Here is a 17,854-nt window from a genome sequence, read left to right as displayed (position 1 = left end):
GGATTCCGTGGTAACTTTCGCTCGTACTCCGGGTTCCCGACGAACCTTCCAGACCTAAATGCATGACGATCCGAAAAGTTCCGGCCCGGCGGTAACCTATTGAATTGCGCGAATTCCAAGGTGCGCAGCTTCACCGGAAAATATAGCCCGACACGACCGGGAAACGGTAGCCTATCTATCGATAAAGTGAAAAAAGGATCCCGTTGCAAAGCCGCGGCGGCTCCCCCCATTTTGCAGCGCTTCTCCGTCGGAATTCTCCAGTTTGAAAAGCGGCGCATCCGGAGACGCAAGAACGCGCGAATAATGAAACTCGTGCCCCATCAAGATATCGCCCGGAGCCCCCAAAGGACACGGCGCGACGAGTTCGGCTCGCCGATACCCGAGGTTCATTTTTCGCACTGCGAAAGATGTCTCAAGCCCCAAAAGGCCAAGCATCTCATGTCGCTCGCCGTCAGCATCGATCAATCCCGCGCCGAGCACCATGTACCCACCACACTCTCCATGAACGGGACGTGACTGAGCAAATTCGAAAATCGCTGCCTTGAACCGCCAGGCACTCGCGATCGCCCCCGCGTGTAGCTCCGGATACCCGCCGGGGAGCCAGACCACGTCGGCACTCGCGTCGGGCGCTTCGTCCGCGAGCGGTGAAAACGGCAGGATCTCGGCACCTGCGGACCGCCAGCCCGCCAGCACGTGCGGATAAACAAATGAGAAGGCCGCATCGCGCGCGAGTGCAATCCGTTGTCCAGGCGGCGGCACCGGCCTTGGCTCACCCGCTTCCATACGTCCGCGAAACGCGCAGCCCATGATCTTATCGAGATCGACATGTGCTTCGATGAAATCCGCTAACGCATCGAGGCGGCTGTCCAGTTCCGCCGTTTCCTCGGCTTGGACAAGTCCCAGATGCCGCTCCGGCAGCACCACGCCAGTATCACGCGGCAGCGCACCTGCGACCGGCAATCCAACGCGTTCGAGCGCATCTGTTGCAAAGCGAATGTGGCGCGGACTGCCTGCCCTATTCAAAATCACTGCCGCGATTGTTACGCCGTCGCGATAGCCCTGAAATCCTCGCGCCACCGCAGCAGCAGTTTGCGATTGGCCCGAGATATCGAGGACGAGCACGACAGGCCATCCCGTGGCGGCGGCGATATCGGCACTGGCGCCGTTGCCCCAAAGACCCGGCCGCGACACCCCATCGAACAGCCCCATCAACGCCTCGCAAACGACGATATCAGCGCCTTGAGATGCATCCGATAGGATGTACGCGGCATGATCCGGCCGCATCGCCCAGCTATCGACATTGTACGATGACCGCCCCGCCGCGACGGCATGAAACGCCGGGTCGATGTAATCCGGCCCGCACTTGAACGGCTGCACCTGCAGCCCGCGCCGCTGCAAAGCCCGCAGCAGGCCGAGCGTCATCGTCGTCTTGCCGGAGCCCGAACGCGACGCCGCGATCACAATGCCGGGCGGCAGCGTCCGAGTTTCGCTCATGACACCCCGCCCCGGAACCGGCGCCGATAATCGACGCTGTAAAGTGCGCTCTCGCGAAAATCGTCCCGCCCCAACGCCTCGCCGACCAGGATCAACGCCGTGCGCTCCGGACCTGCTTCCGCAGTCTTCTCCGCGATGGTTCCGAGCGTACCGCGAATAACCTGCTCGTCCGGCCACGTCGCGCGATAGACGACGGCCGCCGGACAGTCGGGCCCGTAAAATGGCAATAGGCGGCGCACGACATCAGCAATCGCGTGTATCGAAAGATGCACCGCAAGCGTTGCACGCGTCGCCGCGAAAGCCTCGAGCTGCTCCGTTTCCGGCATTGACGACGCCCGCCCCGACGTGCGCGTCAGCACAACGGATTGCGCCACTTCAGGTAACGTCAGCTCCCGGCCAAGCACCGACGCAGCCGCCGCAAACGACGGCACGCCGGGGGTAATCGTATAGGAGATCCCGAGTTGGTCGAGCCGCCGCAACTGCTCGCCAAGTGCGCTCCAGATCGAGAGGTCGCCCGAATGCAGTCGCGCGACGTCCTTGCCTTCGCGCGTCGCCAACTCGATACGCGCCATGATTTCGTCGAGCGTCATCGGAGCCGTATCCACGATCTCGGCGCCGGCCGGGCAATGCGTTAGCAGCGCTTGTGGCACAAGCGATCCGGCGTAAAGGCAGACAGGACATTTTGCGATGAGATCGCGCCCGCGAACGGTGATGAGATCGGCAGCTCCCGGACCCGCACCGATGAAATGCACGGTCATGTCCCCTGCTCCCGTTCGTCCGCCGATTGCGCCGCCGCAATCGTGACATTGCCGACTGTCCGCCGCGGCGCGATCAGCCGCGACCCAGGCCCTGCACCGGCGAGGGCCGCCGCTTCCGCAATCGAGGCAACGCCGAACAGCGAAAGCGATCGCTCGGAACGCGTCAGACAGTCCCCGTTTCGTGCGCGCATGCTCTCCAATGTAATGGCATGATATGAAAGCGATGCCTGTCGCGCCGCCTCCCGCACATAAGAGGCAAAAGCCGCACCCTCAGACGTTGCAACTACGTCAGCGCCGCCCGCGCTCTGCCGCGCGTCATTCAAAGCCGCTGCAAAGTCTCGCTGCTCCGCACGGCTGTTGGCACCGATGCCGATCGCGATCATGAGGCACCTGCAGGTTTCTGCGCTACCCACTGCATGATCGGCAATGCCGGACGCCACGTCGTGCGCGATCCGACCGGCTCGGCGCGTTCAACGCTCAAGCGCGTCAACGTTCCGCCATGGCCATGATATGCAGCGAGCAGGCCAAGCTCGGATTCAATCGTGACGGCATTTGCGACGATCCGGCCGCCCGGCTTCAGTGCCGCCCAGCACGCTTCGATAACCGCGCCTCCAGCCGTCCCGCAGCCGATAAAAACAGCATCCGGCGCCGCCAATTCTCGAAGCGCATCCGGTGCTGCTCCGATCTCGATCTCAAGATGCGGTACGCCCAGCGCGACCGCGTTGCGCATTGCCCGTGCCGCGCGCGCTTCATCACGCTCGATGCCGATCGTCCGGTTCGACGGATGTGCGAGCATCCATTCGATTCCGATCGAGCCGCTTCCTGCGCCGACGTCCCACAGCAATTCGCCCGCACCGGGCCTGAGCGACGACAGCGTAACCGAGCGGACTTCGCGTTTCGTCAACTGCCCGTCATTCTCGAAATAGCTGTCAGGCAACCCGCTCGCGTAGGGGATCGCCCGTGCATCCGGCCCCGCGACCACGTTGATGCCGATGATGTTCAAAGGATCGACGCTCGTGAAATCGAAAGTATCGGCGGTCGTCCGTCGGATGCGCTCGCGGCTGCCGCCAAGCGCCTCCATCACGATCATCTCGCTGTGTCCAAACCCAGCCGTCGTCAGCAATGCCGCGACTTCGCCTGCTGTAGTGCCATTCAGCGCCAGCGCGAGAATTCGGCGCCCATGATGCACATGGCGACGGACGAGAGGCGTGTACCCAGGCATATTGAGACCGAGCGTTGTCACCTCTTGCAGCGGCCAGCCGAGCCGCGCTGCCGCAATTGAAAAGCTCGACGGCGACGGCACCACCAGCATCTCATCAAGCGGAATGGACCGCGCGAGCGTCGCGCCAGCACCAAACCAGAACGGATCGCCGGAAACGAGCACCACGACCGGCGAACCGCGCCGCGCCAGGATCATCGTGGCAGTAGCTTCGAGCGGTTTTTCCCATTCCGCTTTTTCGCCGCGCGTGTCGCCAATCAAATCAAGATGTCGACGCCCGCCGATGATGAGATCAGCTCCATCGACGAGGCGAAGCGCCGCCGCGCTCAAACCCGCACGCCCGTCTTCGCCGATTCCGATGATGGACAACCAGCGTCCGCTCATGGCATTGCGCTCACATGACAAAAGCGATCACGACGACACCGCTGCGCATCCTGCTCCTCGGCGGAACAACCGAAGCGGCAACGCTCGCCGACCGTCTTGCGACGGCCGACAACATCGAAGCGACGCTTTCGCTCGCCGGACGAACCGCCAATCCCGCAGCAAGCAGGCTTCCGACGCGCGTTGGCGGTTTCGGCGGGAGCGACGGACTTGCCGCTTACCTGCGCCAGGAAAAGATTGACCTGCTGATCGACGCCACGCACCCTTTCGCGGCGCAGATAAGCGCCAACGCCGTGGCGGCCGCGGCGGCCACCAACATTCCGCTGCTCGCCATCGAACGCCCGGCTTGGACGCCGGTCGAAGGTGACAACTGGATTGAGCACGACAGCATCGATGCCGCGATTGCCGCTCTTCCCACTGAGCCTCAAGACGTCTTTTCGGGTTTGGGACGCCAGGCCATCGACGCGCTCTGTCGCGCGCCGCTGCATCGTTATCTGATCCGCGTCGTCGATCCGCTCGAGCTGCCCTGTGAGCTGATCAACTCCGAACTCATCGCCGCGCGTGGACCGTTCCGAACGGGCGAGGATGCCCGGCTGTTCGCGGACTATGACATCCGCTACGTGCTGGCGAAGAATGCAGGCGGCAGTGCCGCTTATGCCAAGATTGAAGCTGCGCGCCAGCTCGGCATTGCGGTCCACATGGTTCGCCGGCCGGCGATCCCAGATCGCACGAAGGTGTCCTCCGCAGACGAGGCGCTGACCTGGATCGCAACCCATCATCGCTCGCGCTCCGACCTCGGCGTATAAACCCACGCGCGCCCATCGCTCGCCTGCACGGTCCGCGTCGCACGCGATCCAATCATCACGAGCGTGCGCATATCGCACGCCATGTCGGTCGCGGTTGCTAACGTCGCGATATCGATCTCTTCATCTGGGCGTCCAACCGCGCGCGCGAACACGACGAGCGTTTCAGCAGGCAACACGTCACCCAAAATCTCGAACGCCGACCTGATCTGCTGCGGCCTCGCCTTCGATGCCGGGTTGTAGAGCGCAATAACGAAATCAGCTTCGGCCGCAAGACGCAGCCGCTTCTCGATCGTCGCCCAAGATTTCAAATTATCGGACAACGAAATGGCGCAGAAATCGTGCCCCAGCGGCGCCCCGATCCGCGCCGCCGCCGCCAGCATCGCGGTAACACCAGGCTCGACACGAATATCGACGCCGTCTGCAGCCGCCGGATTTTTCTCGACGGCCTCGTAAACCGCCGCCGCCATGGCAAAGACGCCCGGATCTCCACCCGACACGATCGCAACGCGACGTCCGCTCGCGGCAAGTTCGAGCGCACGTTCCGCCCGCGCCAACTCCTCGCGATTGTCGGAAGCCTCCAAAATCTGGCCGGCCCGCGGCGTCAAACGATTAACATAGGGCGCGTACCCCAGAATGACATCCGCCCCGCCGACGACATCGGTCGCCGCAGGCGTCACCCAACCTTTCGGACCGGGCCCAAGCCCCACGATAGTCAACTGTCCATTCATGCGATGCGCCGTCCTCGTCCGCCCGGAAGCAGGACAATTGAGAAATAGGGAACCGCGCACTCTCCGAGGTCAGACAGCTTCGCGATGCGCTCGCCCGGCATCGTTCCGCGCTCTACATAAATTGCATCGTCGAAACGACCCGCCGCGCTCAGCGCCCGTTTGATCTTCTCGATGTTGTGGCCAACCTTCATGATCACGGCCGCGTCGGCAACGCCAAGGTGTTTCGTCAGCGCCTCTTCATCGAGCGTACCCGGCAACACTGTCATGACGTCGTCACCGTAGGTGATCGGCGCCTGCGCCGCCGTCCAGCATCCCGACATTCCCGTGATCCCAGGGATGACCATCACCTGATGTGCAGCCTTGATGCGATCATACATGTGCAGAAACGATCCGTAGAAAAATGGATCGCCCTCGCATAGCAACGCCACATCTCTACCGCCTTCGAGATGAGCGACAATCGCCGCCGCGCTCTCTTCGTAGAAATCGCGGATCGCCGAAACGTATCCATCCTCTCGGAAATCAATCTCAGTCGTCACGGGATATTCGAACGCCGCCTCGACGACGTCGGCGCGGATATGAGCATTCGCAATGGCTCGCGCGTGTCCCGTGCGTCCCGCCTTGCGGAAATGCGCAACGACCGGCGCTGAACTCAGGACGCGCACCGCCTTGAGCGTCATCAGCTCCGGATCGCCAGGCCCAAGCCCGACGCCGAACAACGTGCCGGATTTAACCTCGCTCATTCGGCCTCACTTGCGAGCGCATTGACGGCTGCCGCAGCCATAGCGCTTCCGCCTTTGCGGCCTTTGACGATTGCAAATGGAACGCGCCCGTCAGCCGCCAACGCCTCTTTCGATTCAGCCGCACCGACGAAGCCAACCGGCATTCCGATGACAGCAGCAGGTTTTGGCGCGCCCGCATCGAGCATTTCGAACAGCCGGAACAGCGCCGTCGGGGCGTTTCCGACAACAACGATGGAGCCCGCAAGCTTCGGCCGCCAAAGCTCCATGGCAGCGGCCGTGCGCGTATTGCCGATCTGTGCCGCGATCTCAGGCACGCGCGGATCGCGCAGTGTACAAACGACCTCGTTCTTCGCCGGAAGGCGCGCCCGCGTAATACCATCCGCGACCATCATCGAATCGCAGAGGATCGGCGCCCCCGCTTTGAGCGCCGCCTCGGCATCGCGCGCAAACGTTGGTGACATCACAATATCGCGGGCCACCTCGACCATGCCGCAGGCGTGGATGATCCGCACCGCGACGCGCTCCTCGACCGGTGACAACCCGGCGAGATCCGCCTCTGCCCGGATGATCGCAAACGAGCGCGCGTATATCGCCGCTCCGTCGCGAATGTAGTCTTGTACCGTCATACTGCGGGCTCCAGGATCAAGCGCGAAATCGTCGTGCTCATGTCGTCAGCATTGATCGTATCGTGTACGCGCATCGAATCCGCTGAACCGTCTCTGATGATATCGTACCGGCCGTCGCGGCCGACGAGCGTCAGACGTGCTTCCGTCCGCCGCGCGCACCCCTTCTCGCATCCGGAAATATGCAGCGAGCAGCCGTGCAACGAACCCGCAAACGTGTCGGCAAAGCGCTGCGCATCCCGCCGCGTATCCGTGCGCGCATTTTTGCACCCAGGCGCGCCCGGACAGACATCCATCGCGAGCCGTATATCGTCTTCTTGCACGATCAGTCCTGCGGCATTGGCGCCCCGAAGCAATTCGTGCGCATGCATCGCATCCTGCAGTGGAAAGACGAACACGCGTTCTGGGCTTGTGCGAACGTCTTCAGCGCCCGCCACTGCGGCGTGATCGCAAAGCGCGGCAAGCTGATCAGCCGTAATCCGCCCGAAGGGAAAACCGACGCCAGCTCCGAACACGCTGTCATTCCGCTGCAGCAATCCCACAGGCACACTGTCTGCTACCGCTTCATCCGCGGCCGTCGGAAGCGGCAAACCTGCCATTGCAAATACCCTTGCGACGCCGAACTGAGCAACCGCGTCGCGCATACGCCGAAAACTCGCGTCGTTTGCCTTCAGCTCGATAAACGCCAGCGCCAGACGATGCATGGCATCGACGACCTCTCCGCGCGCAACTTCGCAGCCCATTCCAATCGCACCATCGAGCACGATGGAGAAAAAATCATCGCGGGCGGACATCATGATATCCGCGCTGCGTCCGCCGATGCGCGGCGTCGCCACGCCCGAAAAACTGAAACCGAATTTTGCGGGCAGAGACCATAAGCGCGCATCTCGCAGCAGGATCGTCTCCAGCGCTGCCGCGAGATCGCAAATATCCGCACGCCGCGGATCAAGCCCGCTCAACGGATCGACGACGACGTTGCGCACGGCTTCCGCGTCCGCAGACGGGTCGAGCAAACCTGCCGTATCCAGGGCACCGAGAAGCACTGCGAACGCGCCGTCACCAACGCCTCTGATCTGCAGATTGCCGCGATTAGTCAAATCAATGTCGCCGGACCCGAACTGAGCGGCGATCGTACCGATGGCTCGCAACGAACTGAGCGAAAGTGCGCCGGCGCGTGGACGCACACGCACCAGAAGCCCATCGCCCGAACGCATCGGACGATGCGCGCCTGGACACCAGCCTTTCCTCAAATGATCCGCCGACGTCATTCCGCTGCCTCGCGCGATGAATCGTCTTTGTTTGCGATTTCGCCGAGATCGTTGCGTCGCGGCTGCCAAAGCCCGCGCGCAATCGCCTCCTCGAACCGGCGCCGCATTGCCGCGATTGCGTCGGGGTTCTCGCGCGCAAGAAACGCTGCGACCACTGGGTCACCGAGATATGCTTCGTAGAGCCGCTCGAAGCCGCCGTTGTCGACGGCCCGCGCCGTCGCCGCGAAGGCGAATGCCGCGTCAACGCTCTGCGCCATCTCCGCGCCACCGCGGAAGCCATGACGCATCTGGCCCTCGATCCACCGGATGTTTGCAGCGCGCCCGTGAATCACACGGGCACATTCTTCCTGCAGCGTGCGAACCCGCGGCGCATCTGGCGTTGCCGTATCGCCATGATAAAGCGCAACGCGATCGTTTCCGAGAGAAGCAGCGGCAGCCGCGAACCCACCTTCGTGTGCCGCAAAGTCACCGCCAGTCAGCAGGTCGATCTCGCTGTGATCCAGCACATGCACGAAGGCGTCTGCCGATTTCACGCGTTTTTCAAAGCTCGCGCTCGTCGCTTCCGAACCATCGCCACGATACGCCGCCTGTGTGCTGGCGAGATACGACCGCCCAAGATCGCCACGCTCGCTCCAGTCGCCGCGGTCGATGTGCTGCATTACGCCAGCACCGAAGCTGCCGCCGGCCGGTCCGAAAATGCGATCGAGCTTTGCTTCGGACGACGAGGCCGGGCGCAGCGGATTATCGCCGGCATCTTCTTCAAGACTGGCAACGAGCGCGACGGCGCTATCAAACAACGCAAGCTGCGCTCCAAACATATCGCGAAAAAGTCCTGAAATCCGCAGCGTCACGTCAACACGCGGACGTCCAAGTTCCGCCAATGCCTCGGTCTCGACGCCCGTCACGCGATAGGAGCGCTGATCCCAGACGGGGCGAACGCCAAGCAGCGCCAGCGCGGTCGCGAGTTCCTCGCCACCGGTTCTGAGCGTTGCGCTGCCCCAAAGATCGAGCACGATCGCGCGGGGCCATTCGCCATGATCGGAGAGATAGCGATCGAGGATTGCTTTCGCTGCACGCTTGCCGTTCGCCCACGCCGTTGCGGTTGGCACGCTGCGCGGATCGACACTGAAAAGATTGCGTCCTGTCGGCAGTACATCAGATCGCCCTCGGCTCGGCGCTCCAGCAGGACCCGGCGCGATGAATTTTCCAGCAAGCGTCCGAGTGATCGCTTCAAGCTCCACCTCATCGAGGATATGCAGCCCGTCGCGGATCGACAGCTCTTTCACATCGCACAAAAAGGCGTCGATGCGGGTCAATGCTTCGCTCGCCGCCATGCCCGCATCGAGGCCGCACTGGGCCGCAATTCCGGCACGAATGGCGGCGTCGACGATCTGATCCGACAGAACCTTGCGCCGCCTCGGATCAAGACCTTCCGCCGACGCGAATTCATCGACCAGCCGTTCAACTTCACTCAACGGCCCCGACAAACCGGCATCCGTCATCGGCGGCGGCTTATGTCCGAGCGTCACGGCAGATAGCCGCCGCTTCGCCTGCGCCGCTTCGCCGGGATCATTGACGATGAACGGATAGATCATCGGCGTAGGGCCAACCAGCGCGCGCGGCGCACACATTTCGCTGCCCGCAACGGCTTTGCCTGGCAGCCATTCGAGCGTGCCGTGCGCGCCGAGATGAATAAGCGCGTCGATCTTTGCGACGTGTCTCAGCCAGAGATAGAACGCGACATAGCTGTGCCGCGGCGGCGTCGCCGGATCGTGATACTGCGCCTTCCGGTCAAGCGCCTGCCCGCGTTCCGGCTGCAGTCCAATCAAAAGATTTCCGCACGGCGCAACACGAAAGCGGAACGTATTACCAACGAGTGCGTCATCATCTTCTGGCGGTCCCCAGGCGCTGACGACGCTTTCTTTAAAGGCTTCTGGCAGAGCATCGAACGCCGAACGGTAAGCATCAAGCGGCCACCCGATTGCCTTCGCTGGATCGAGTTGCGCCACGAGATCGCGACTGTCCGACGGGCGACAGGCGACGTCATAACCCGCGTCTTCGAGATGCGATGCGATCCTGCACGCGCTCTCAAGGCCATCAAGTCCAACCGCGTGCGCGATCTGATCCGGCCGCCCCGGATACGTCGAGAGCAACAGACCGATGCGAAGATCATGGCGCGGGGCTGAACGAAGCCTCGCCCAACGCGCGGCAAGCTCGGCAACATGCGAAACGCTTGGCTTATAAGGCACATGGCGCAGCAACGACACGCCGAGTTCGGTTCCCAGCGTGTCCGCTTCCTTGAACGATACGACGCCCGCAAACAACCGTCCGTCGAGTTCCGGCAAAACGACGTGCATCGCAAGGTCCGCGGCACTGACGCCGCGCTGCGACTTCTCCCAAAGCGTAAATTTCGAATTGGCGAGCGCGACCTGCAGGACCGAACAATCCGCAACGTCGAGCGGCGAGGCATCCGCGCCGTCGCGTGAGGCAAACGCTGTCGCATTGACGATGACGCTCGGCCGGAGACGTTGCAGCTCATCCTGAAGCCAAGCCGCGGTATCCGCTGCCTTCAGGCTCGGAACGTAGAGCGCCGCCACCGCCAAGCCGCGATCTTCAAGTGCATCTACCAAAGCATCGACTGGCGCAACATCGCCCGCAAGCAAATGTGAGCGATAGAAAACAACGGCAGCCGCCCCGAGCGCAGCAACGGATTGCGCGCTTTCCCGATAGACGCCGAAATTCGGAATCTCTCGCGGCTGTGCAATTTTTCCACGCGCGTCACGTTTGCCGAGCATCGCCAGCAAAGCCATGCGCGTATTCTCGATGCCGCCCACGTCGAGCAGAGCCTCAAGCCGCGCCAGCTCATCCGAACCAAGCGTCGACAACGCCGAGAGTCGAATGTCCGGCCGCCCGTCGCCCGGCACGATAGCAAGTGCAATTCCCAGTTCGCGGCAGCGCCGCCCGAGTTGCTCGCCGCCATACCGCCAATAGTCGAGGCCGCCCAGCAGGCGCACGAGCACGGCCTTCGAGCCTTTCAGCGTCGCGTCGGAAAATAGATCAACCGACATCGGGTGGCGCAAAGCATTGAGGTTCGAAATCCGCACACTCGGCTGCGTGCTCTCAGCGCCGCGAAATGCAGCCGCCGCCATCGCAAGGTCGGAATCGGAAAACGACAGAAAAACGATATCGGCGGGCGCGAGTCCGAGATCTTGAGGCGCGGCAGCCTCGTCCAGATCCCGGCTCTCGCGAACGACGATATGCATCAGGCAGCGCCCGTCAGGGTCCGAGTGATGCCGTCGCGATCAAGCCCCTTCTGACCGATGACGACCAGCCGGCCCACCCGCGCCTCGCCCGATTGCCATGCACGTTCGTAACGCGTGTCGATCCGCTCGCCGACCCCTTGCAAAAGGAGCCGCATTGGCTTCCCGCCAATGGCCGCGAAGCCCTTTACACGCAGCACGTCATGATCGTTGGCGATCGCTTTTGCGCGCTGCGCAAGATCGTCGGGCGACGATAGCTCCGGCACTTCGACGATGAACGTCTCGAAATCGTCGTGATCGTGTTCCGGTTCGGCATCGTGATGCGAAGGTCGAGCGGCGAGATCATCTTCCGCAGCTGCCGAAATGCCGAGCAGCACATCTGTCGGAACGACCCCATTTTGCGTTGCCACGATCTTGATTGCCCGCGGCACCATGCTGCGAATGTCTTGCGCGATCAAAGCCGCGTCTTCCGGCGAAAGATGATCGCACTTGTTGAGCACGACGAGGTCGGCGCAGAGCAGCTGATCCTCGTAAACCTCTTCCAGCGGATTTTCATGATCGACGGACGGATCTGCTTCGCGCTGCGCCGCGACCTTCACCGGATCGTCGGCGAAGCGACCGGCGCGCACGGCCGGGGCATCAACGACCGTCACCACGCCATCAACCGTCACACGATTGCGGATATCCGGCCACTCGAAAGCTTTAACCAGCGGCTTCGGCAGCGCGAGGCCCGACGTCTCGATAATGATGTGCTCCGGCGCGGGCTCGCGCGCCAAAAGCGCTTCAAGCGTCGGAATGAAATCGTCAGCGACGGTGCAACACAGGCAGCCGTTTGTCAGCTCGATGATGTTTTCTTGCGGGCAGTTCTCAATGCCGCATGACCGGAGGATCGTCCCGTCCACGCCGACATCGCCGAATTCGTTGACGATCAGCGCCAAGCGGCGGCCTTGCGCGTTCTCAACGGCATGGCGAACGAGTGTCGTTTTGCCCGCTCCCAAAAAGCCGGTGACGATCGTGACGGGAACCTTGCGCGTGCTCATTGCCCCGCCTCCACAGACATTGAATTTTCGGAAGACCGGCCAGACGCGCGGCATGTTCTGAAGTGCATCTTAACCTTTCTCGCCCCACCGGCGATAAGTTGGAAATCTCGTTGACGGCAGGTCTCCTGGCTCGCGGGTCTTGGCATTGGGCGACCTTCCCGGGCTGTTGCCCAGTGGCGTTCTCGCCTATGCTCACCGCGCACAGTTGCGGGGGCAGCTGCGGAGTAAATACCGCATTCCCTTTTGAACCCTCTTGCGAGGGACCGTCGTCCCAATCGATAAGTGAGCCCACATCTTACGTCAATCGCAATAGCGGCCTCTGCGGCACGACCGAAAGTTTATAATGACGACTTTGCACCTCCCGCAGCTGACCCTCATCCTCGGGGGCGCCCGTTCCGGTAAAAGCGCCTATGCGGAAGGCCTTTTGACAGGCATTCCCGGGCCTTGGGCTTATGTCGCCACGGCGGAAGCGTTCGACGACGAAATGTACAGCCGCATCAAGCACCACAAGAGCCGCCGTGGCGCGGGCTGGGTCGATCACGAATCGCCCCTCGAAATTGCCGACGTGCTGGCCAACCGTGTTGCAGAGCTTCCCTCGCTGGTCGATTGCCTTACGCTCTGGACCTCCAATCTGATGCACGCCAACCGCCCCGTTCCGGAGGCAAGCGACGCGTTGCTGGCCGCCGTCGCAAAACGCGTCGCGCCCTGTGTGATGGTCTCGAATGAGGTCGGCCTCGGCATCGTGCCGGACAACGCGCTCGCCCGCGCCTTCCGCGACGAAGCCGGCCGGCTCAATCAGAAGATCGCAGCAGCCGCCGACAAGGTCATTTTTGTCGCCGCCGGACTGCCGCTGACGTTGAAAGGCTGAGCCGTGAGCAACAATCCCACCACGGTCGATGATGCCGAGCGTCACAAAGCCAAGATGGCAAAGCGCAAAGCCGTGCAAGATGCCGAGGTCGCCTCGAAACAGATCGAAAAAGGCGTGCTGCTCGTCCACACCGGCCCCGGCAAAGGCAAATCGACGGCCGCATTCGGCCTCGTGCTGCGCGCGCTTGGACACGGCTGGCGCGTCGGCGTCGTCCAGTTCATCAAAGGCGCGTGGAAGACCGGCGAACGCGACGCGCTTGAACGCTTCGGCGATCAGATCTCCTGGCACACGATGGGCGAAGGCTTCACCTGGGAAACACAAGACAAGGCCCGCGACATTGCCGCCGCCACACGCGCCTGGGCGAAGGCCAAAGAATTGATGGCCGATCCATCCATTCGTCTGCTCATTCTCGACGAACTCAACATCGCGCTGCGTTATGACTATCTGCTGCTCGATGACGTGCTCGAAACGCTCCGCACGCGGCGGCCCGATCTTCATGTCGTCGTCACCGGCCGCAACGCCAAACCGGAATTGATCGCGCTCGCGGATGGCGTGACGGAAATGGGTGCCGTGAAGCACCATTTCGCCGCCGGCATCAAAGCTCAGGAAGGCATCGAATTCTGATGCCTGCGCGCGCGTTGATGTTCTCAGGTACCGGCTCCGACGTTGGCAAATCGCTGATCGTCGCCGGGCTTTGCCGTTTGTTCTCCAACCGCGGGGTTCGCGTCGTTCCGTTCAAGCCCCAGAACATGTCGAACAATGCCGCGGTCACGGCCGACGGCGGCGAAATCGGCCGCGCCCAGGCATTGCAAGCGCGAGCCGCGCGCGTTGCGCCATCCGTGCACATGAATCCGGTGCTGCTGAAGCCCGAGACCGAAACCGGCGCGCAGATCGTCGTGCAAGGCAAAATGCGCGGCTCGGCGAAAGCGCGCGATTTTCAATCGAAAAAGAAAGAGCTTCTGCCTGCCGTTCTCGACAGCTTCGCGCGCCTCAAAGCGAACGCCGATCTCGTTCTCGTCGAAGGCGCAGGCAGCGCATCCGAGATCAACCTGCGTGCGAACGACATCGCCAATCTCGGCTTCGCACGCGCCGCCGACGTTCCGGTCGTACTGATCGGCGACATCGACCGCGGCGGTGTCATCGCCAGCGTCGTCGGTACACGCCACGTCCTCGATCTCGACGACGCGGCCATGATCCGCGGCTTCATCATCAACAAGATGCGCGGCGACCCGACGCTATTCGCCGATGGCATGACGGCAATTGCAAATCTGTCCGGATGGACGCCGCTCGGCCTCGTGCCGTTCTTCCCCGACGCTCGCAAGCTTCCCGCTGAAGACGCGCTCGGATTGCGCGACCTCATGAAAACATCGAGGTCCGGTGGTGAAACGAAACTGAGCATCGCTGTGCCGTTGCTGCCGCGCATCTCGAATTTCGACGACCTCGATCCGCTACGCAACGAACCTGGCGTCATCGTCGAACTGATCGAACCCGGTCAGCCGATTCCGGCACACGCCGATCTCGTTCTACTGCCGGGCTCGAAGACAACCATTGATGACCTAACAGCCTTGCGCGCCGCAGGCTGGGACATCGACATCAAAGCGCATGTTCGCCGCGGCGGCCGTGTGCTCGGGCTGTGTGGTGGCTATCAGATGCTTGGGAAACGCATCGCCGATCCGAATGGCATCGAAGGCCCGCCGCGCGCCGTCGATGGCCTCGGCCTTCTCGATATCGAAACCGAGTTCGGCACCGAGAAAACGCTAGAGCGCGTTTCCGGCACGCTTACGGGTTCCATAGCGCCGTTTGAAGGCTATGAAATGCACGTCGGCAAGACGACTGGGCCAGACACCGCGCGCCCCATGGTAACCTTCCCCGACGGCCACCGCGACGGCGCCACCTCGCCAGACGGCCGCGTCTCGGGATGCTACATTCACGGCCTATTTACGTCGGACGCTGCACGCCAGACCTTTCTGGCCTCTTTGGGCATGGAAGCATCTGCGCTCAGCTACGATACCGAAATCGACGCCATCCTCGATCGCTTTGCCGAGCACCTCGCCCAACACATCGCAATCGAAGAACTCCTCAGCCTGGCAAGATGATTGCGATGAGCAGCAGGCTGCCGACCATGACGCCCCATGCCGTCGTCGTCAGCCGCAGCGCAGCGCGAATATCTTCTGCTGTCGCATCGCGCTTGCCGTCGCCCATGTAGGCATCTTCAACGCGCGTCTCGCCGTAGACCTTCGGACCGTTGAGCTTCAGCCCGAGTGCGCCCGCGAGCGCGCTCTCCGGCCAGCCCGCGTTCGGCGAACGATGCTTCGATGCATCGCGCGCCACAGCTTCGAGCGTTCCCGCCACCGACGCACCCGGCGTGAAGATGCTCGCCAGCGCCAGCAGCAGGGCTGTCAATCGCGAAGCAGGCAGATTGACGAAATCATCTAGACGCGCTGACGCCCAACCGAACGCCTCATGCCGCGGCGTCCGATGCCCGATCATGCTGTCAGCCGTGTTGATGGCCTTATAAACGACAAGGCCTGGCAGCCCCAAGATCGCAAACCAGAACACCGGCGCCACGATGCCATCCGAGGCATTTTCAGCAAGGCTTTCAATAGCTGCACGCGCCACGCCGTGCGCATCGAGCGTTTTCGGATTGCGCCCGACGATACGACCGACCGCCTGCCGCGCCTCGTCCAGACCATATTGATCAAGCGCCCGCGCCACATCTTCGACGTGCGTGTAAAGGCTCCGGCTCGCAATCAGCATCGACGCCAAGAGCGCAATGAAAAACGCCCCGAAGGCAACGTGATCGAAAAACTGCTCCAACGCCCAGGCGATGACACCGGTAATGACGATAAGAATGCCGAGCGCCAGCACGCCCTTGTTGCGCCTGACTTGCGAGCTGTCGGTTTCCCGATTGAGCTTTTTATCGAGAAAGGAAATGAATCGCCCTAGCCACGATACGGGATGCCCAATACGCTGATAAAGCCAGTCCGGATATCCGAACGTGGCCTCAAGCGCGAGAGCGCCGACAAGGACGAAGAGCGTTTGTGCGGCTGTCACGGGCGGCTATGCGGGCAGGACGTACAGAGCACGGCACGTCATCATGACTGCCCCGGCATGACATCGAGCGCCGCAACGATAGCATCGGCCTGCTCCGAGACATCGCGAACAGTCGCGTAGCGCAGCGCTTCACCGACCATCACAAGCACCGGACCGTCCGGATGCGCCGCATGAAGCTCAGCCGCGATCGTCGCGAGGGTCGCTATAAAAACCTGCTCGTCCGGTCGCGTCGCATTCGCAACCGCAATCGTCGGCGTATTGGGATCGAGGCCGTGCACCAGCGCTACGTCGGTCAGTTCCGCAAGCGTTCGCTTGGGCATGTAGATGACCGTCGTCGCCGCGCTGTCGGCAACCGCGCTCCAATCGATATCTTCCGGCAGATGTCCGCGACGATCATGCGCCGTGATGAACTGCAGCCGCCGCGCGTGATCGCGGTTCGTCAGCGAAACTTTGAGGCTGGCGGCCGCACCCTGCGCCGACGTCACCCCCGGCACGATGCTGATCGGAATGCCCGCGCTGCGGCAGGCCTCGATCTCCTCGCCCGCGCGCCCGAAAATCAGCGGATCGCCCGATTTGAGGCGGACCACCTTGAGGCCCTCGCGAGCCAGCGAAACCATCGTCGCGTTGATGTCCGGCTGCTTGCAGGATGTGCGATAGCCGCGCTTGCCGACGTCGATCATCCGCGCGCCGGGCCGCACGAATTCGAGGATCGGCTTGGCCACAAGGTCGTCGAACAGCACGGCATCGGCCGATTGCAGCGCCTTCAGCGCCTTCAACGTCAAAAGCTCCGGATCGCCCGGACCGGCACCAACCAATGTAACGGTTCCCATCGGCACGCCGGATGCCTTTGGCTCGTCAGCCTGCACGCCCGCCCGCTCCGCTATCGATCCGGCTTCAAAATAGCGGGTCTCGAACGGCGTGCGCGGCTGCCAACCATAACGTTGCAGCTCCGGATCGAGATGCTCTTCCTCCGGCCAGCCGAGCAGAAGATAGCCGACGAGCTTCCAGTCGGCGGGTGCATCGAGCGCCTTTGAAACCTCCGCCGGATCGATGATCGACACCCAGCCCAGCCCAAGCCCCGCCTCGCGTGCCGCAAGCCACAGCACCGTCACCATGCACGCACACGAATGATCGAGCGTCTCGGGCATTGTCTGCCGGCCGAGACCGTGGCCTTGCAAAGCGCTCCTGTCGCAAAACACCGCGAGATGCACCGGCGCAGCATCGAAGCCGGAGAGCTTGAGCCGGTTATAAAGATCCGCCTGATCCCCGGCGTAGGCTTCAGCCGACCGGTCCCGTGCCACTTGGAAATTCTTGATGATGGTTGTGCGCGTTTCGGCCGAACGCACGTTGACGATGCGCCACGGTTGGCTGTTACCGACCGACGGCGCCAGATCCGCAAGGCGCAGAAGGCGGTCGATCAGCTCGTCAGGAACCGGGTCCGGCCGGAAACGGCGGACATCGCGGCGCCAGCGGACGAGTTGCTCGAGCGAGGCTCGGCCATCCTGCTGCTGATTGTGGTCGCTGGTCTTGCGGTCGGTCATGGCGAATAAATGCGTTCGGTCGGAAATGCCGTTGCGGCAATCCCGACCTATAGCACCATTCGACGCCCGCCGCG

Annotated in this window: 16 protein-coding genes and 1 riboswitch; of the genes, 4 read left to right on the top strand and 12 right to left on the bottom strand. The window is 62.6% G+C overall.

The window, feature by feature from the left end; all coding sequences use genetic code 11:
* Nucleotides 1-171: 171 nt before the first annotated feature.
* Genes HYP802_RS0106545 through HYP802_RS0106530 form a run of 4 tightly spaced genes read right to left on the bottom strand, consistent with a single transcriptional unit; the run spans nucleotide 172 to nucleotide 3,855 of the window.
* Complete coding sequence (locus tag HYP802_RS0106545; RefSeq protein ID WP_013946340.1) at nucleotides 172-1,494, bottom strand: cobyrinate a,c-diamide synthase; 1,323 nt, start codon at nucleotides 1,492-1,494, stop codon at nucleotides 172-174.
* Nucleotides 1,491-2,252: a precorrin-4 C(11)-methyltransferase gene (gene cobM / locus HYP802_RS0106540; protein WP_013946339.1), complete on the bottom strand. Its 762-nt coding sequence runs from the start codon at nucleotides 2,250-2,252 to the stop codon at nucleotides 1,491-1,493. The genes HYP802_RS0106545 and cobM overlap by 4 nt, the downstream gene beginning before the upstream one ends.
* A complete protein-coding gene (locus tag HYP802_RS0106535) occupies nucleotides 2,249-2,635 on the bottom strand; it encodes a cobalamin biosynthesis protein (protein ID WP_013946338.1) in 387 nt (128 codons plus the stop codon). Before HYP802_RS0106535 ends, cobM begins: the two co-directional genes overlap by 4 nt.
* The gene (locus HYP802_RS0106530; RefSeq protein WP_029670834.1) at nucleotides 2,632-3,855 is read right to left on the bottom strand and encodes a bifunctional cobalt-precorrin-7 (C(5))-methyltransferase/cobalt-precorrin-6B (C(15))-methyltransferase; all 1,224 of its coding nucleotides are present in this window, start codon (nucleotides 3,853-3,855) and stop codon (nucleotides 2,632-2,634) included. The genes HYP802_RS0106535 and HYP802_RS0106530 overlap by 4 nt, the downstream gene beginning before the upstream one ends.
* Nucleotides 3,856-3,869: 14 nt before the next feature.
* Here HYP802_RS0106530 and HYP802_RS0106525 point away from each other — a divergent pair, with 14 nt between their 5' ends.
* Complete coding sequence (locus tag HYP802_RS0106525) at nucleotides 3,870-4,658, top strand: cobalt-precorrin-6A reductase (protein WP_024275389.1); 789 nt, start codon at nucleotides 3,870-3,872, stop codon at nucleotides 4,656-4,658.
* On the opposite strand, the gene cobJ is transcribed toward HYP802_RS0106525, so the two are convergent.
* The 6 genes from cobJ to cobW are packed head-to-tail and all read right to left on the bottom strand — an operon-like array spanning nucleotide 4,628 to nucleotide 12,317.
* Nucleotides 4,628-5,386 (bottom strand): precorrin-3B C(17)-methyltransferase, encoded by a 759-nt coding sequence (cobJ, locus tag HYP802_RS0106520; protein ID WP_024275388.1) that lies wholly within the window; start codon nucleotides 5,384-5,386, stop codon nucleotides 4,628-4,630. The two genes, HYP802_RS0106525 and cobJ, sit on opposite strands and share 31 nt — an antisense overlap.
* The gene (locus HYP802_RS0106515; RefSeq protein WP_013946334.1) at nucleotides 5,383-6,126 is read right to left on the bottom strand and encodes a precorrin-2 C(20)-methyltransferase; all 744 of its coding nucleotides are present in this window, start codon (nucleotides 6,124-6,126) and stop codon (nucleotides 5,383-5,385) included. The genes cobJ and HYP802_RS0106515 overlap by 4 nt, the downstream gene beginning before the upstream one ends.
* On the bottom strand, nucleotides 6,123-6,752 hold the full coding sequence (locus HYP802_RS0106510) for a precorrin-8X methylmutase (protein ID WP_013946333.1): 630 nt from the start codon (nucleotides 6,750-6,752) through the stop codon (nucleotides 6,123-6,125). Before HYP802_RS0106510 ends, HYP802_RS0106515 begins: the two co-directional genes overlap by 4 nt.
* Entirely contained in the window at nucleotides 6,749-8,017 is a 1,269-nt protein-coding gene (cobG, locus tag HYP802_RS0106505; RefSeq protein ID WP_013946332.1) for a precorrin-3B synthase, read from the bottom strand. The genes HYP802_RS0106510 and cobG overlap by 4 nt, the downstream gene beginning before the upstream one ends.
* The gene (cobN, locus tag HYP802_RS0106500; RefSeq protein ID WP_013946331.1) at nucleotides 8,014-11,280 is read right to left on the bottom strand and encodes a cobaltochelatase subunit CobN; all 3,267 of its coding nucleotides are present in this window, start codon (nucleotides 11,278-11,280) and stop codon (nucleotides 8,014-8,016) included. The genes cobG and cobN overlap by 4 nt, the downstream gene beginning before the upstream one ends.
* The gene (gene cobW / locus HYP802_RS0106495; protein WP_013946330.1) at nucleotides 11,280-12,317 is read right to left on the bottom strand and encodes a cobalamin biosynthesis protein CobW; all 1,038 of its coding nucleotides are present in this window, start codon (nucleotides 12,315-12,317) and stop codon (nucleotides 11,280-11,282) included. The genes cobN and cobW overlap by 1 nt, the downstream gene beginning before the upstream one ends.
* A gap of 97 nt (nucleotides 12,318-12,414) precedes the next feature.
* A riboswitch (cobalamin riboswitch) is annotated at nucleotides 12,415-12,600 on the bottom strand.
* 60 nt (nucleotides 12,601-12,660) lie between these two features.
* Between cobW and cobU the strand changes: the two genes are divergently transcribed.
* The 3 genes from cobU to HYP802_RS0106480 are packed head-to-tail and all read left to right on the top strand — an operon-like array spanning nucleotide 12,661 to nucleotide 15,281.
* Nucleotides 12,661-13,185, top strand: a complete 525-nt coding sequence (gene cobU, locus HYP802_RS0106490; protein ID WP_013946329.1) for a bifunctional adenosylcobinamide kinase/adenosylcobinamide-phosphate guanylyltransferase — start codon at nucleotides 12,661-12,663, stop codon at nucleotides 13,183-13,185.
* A gap of 3 nt (nucleotides 13,186-13,188) precedes the next feature.
* Complete coding sequence (cobO, locus tag HYP802_RS0106485; RefSeq protein WP_013946328.1) at nucleotides 13,189-13,809, top strand: cob(I)yrinic acid a,c-diamide adenosyltransferase; 621 nt, start codon at nucleotides 13,189-13,191, stop codon at nucleotides 13,807-13,809.
* Nucleotides 13,809-15,281, top strand: a complete 1,473-nt coding sequence (locus HYP802_RS0106480; protein WP_013946327.1) for a cobyric acid synthase — start codon at nucleotides 13,809-13,811, stop codon at nucleotides 15,279-15,281. Before cobO ends, HYP802_RS0106480 begins: the two co-directional genes overlap by 1 nt.
* Here HYP802_RS0106480 and cbiB read toward each other — a convergent pair.
* Both cbiB and cobA read right to left on the bottom strand, forming a co-directional pair.
* Entirely contained in the window at nucleotides 15,265-16,239 is a 975-nt protein-coding gene (gene cbiB, locus HYP802_RS0106475) for an adenosylcobinamide-phosphate synthase CbiB (RefSeq protein ID WP_013946326.1), read from the bottom strand. The genes HYP802_RS0106480 and cbiB overlap by 17 nt on opposite strands.
* Nucleotides 16,240-16,280: 41 nt before the next feature.
* Nucleotides 16,281-17,780, bottom strand: a complete 1,500-nt coding sequence (gene cobA / locus HYP802_RS0106470; protein WP_024275387.1) for a uroporphyrinogen-III C-methyltransferase — start codon at nucleotides 17,778-17,780, stop codon at nucleotides 16,281-16,283.
* Between the last annotated feature and the right edge of the window lie 74 nt (nucleotides 17,781-17,854).

This window comes from Hyphomicrobium sp. 802 (assembly GCF_000526135.1).
Taxonomy (GTDB): Bacteria; Pseudomonadota; Alphaproteobacteria; order Rhizobiales; family Hyphomicrobiaceae; genus Hyphomicrobium_B.
This window is presented reverse-complemented; position numbering and strand designations above follow the sequence as displayed.

Bases quoted from the DNA above. Each gene is read 5' to 3' on its own strand.
- HYP802_RS0106545 (WP_013946340.1), bottom strand. From the start codon at position 1,494: ATGAGCGAAACTCGGACGCTGCCGCCCGGCATTGTGATCGCGGCGTCG.
- cobM (WP_013946339.1), bottom strand. From the start codon at position 2,252: ATGACCGTGCATTTCATCGGTGCGGGTCCGGGAGCTGCCGATCTCATC.
- HYP802_RS0106535 (WP_013946338.1), bottom strand. From the start codon at position 2,635: ATGATCGCGATCGGCATCGGTGCCAACAGCCGTGCGGAGCAGCGAGAC.
- HYP802_RS0106530 (WP_029670834.1), bottom strand. From the start codon at position 3,855: ATGAGCGGACGCTGGTTGTCCATCATCGGAATCGGCGAAGACGGGCGT.
- HYP802_RS0106525 (WP_024275389.1), top strand. From the start codon at position 3,870: ATGACAAAAGCGATCACGACGACACCGCTGCGCATCCTGCTCCTCGGC.
- cobJ (WP_024275388.1), bottom strand. From the start codon at position 5,386: ATGAATGGACAGTTGACTATCGTGGGGCTTGGGCCCGGTCCGAAAGGT.
- HYP802_RS0106515 (WP_013946334.1), bottom strand. From the start codon at position 6,126: ATGAGCGAGGTTAAATCCGGCACGTTGTTCGGCGTCGGGCTTGGGCCT.
- HYP802_RS0106510 (WP_013946333.1), bottom strand. From the start codon at position 6,752: ATGACGGTACAAGACTACATTCGCGACGGAGCGGCGATATACGCGCGC.
- cobG (WP_013946332.1), bottom strand. From the start codon at position 8,017: ATGACGTCGGCGGATCATTTGAGGAAAGGCTGGTGTCCAGGCGCGCAT.
- cobN (WP_013946331.1), bottom strand. From the start codon at position 11,280: ATGCATATCGTCGTTCGCGAGAGCCGGGATCTGGACGAGGCTGCCGCG.
- cobW (WP_013946330.1), bottom strand. From the start codon at position 12,317: ATGAGCACGCGCAAGGTTCCCGTCACGATCGTCACCGGCTTTTTGGGA.
- cobU (WP_013946329.1), top strand. From the start codon at position 12,661: ATGACGACTTTGCACCTCCCGCAGCTGACCCTCATCCTCGGGGGCGCC.
- HYP802_RS0106480 (WP_013946327.1), top strand. From the start codon at position 13,809: ATGCCTGCGCGCGCGTTGATGTTCTCAGGTACCGGCTCCGACGTTGGC.
- cobA (WP_024275387.1), bottom strand. From the start codon at position 17,780: ATGACCGACCGCAAGACCAGCGACCACAATCAGCAGCAGGATGGCCGA.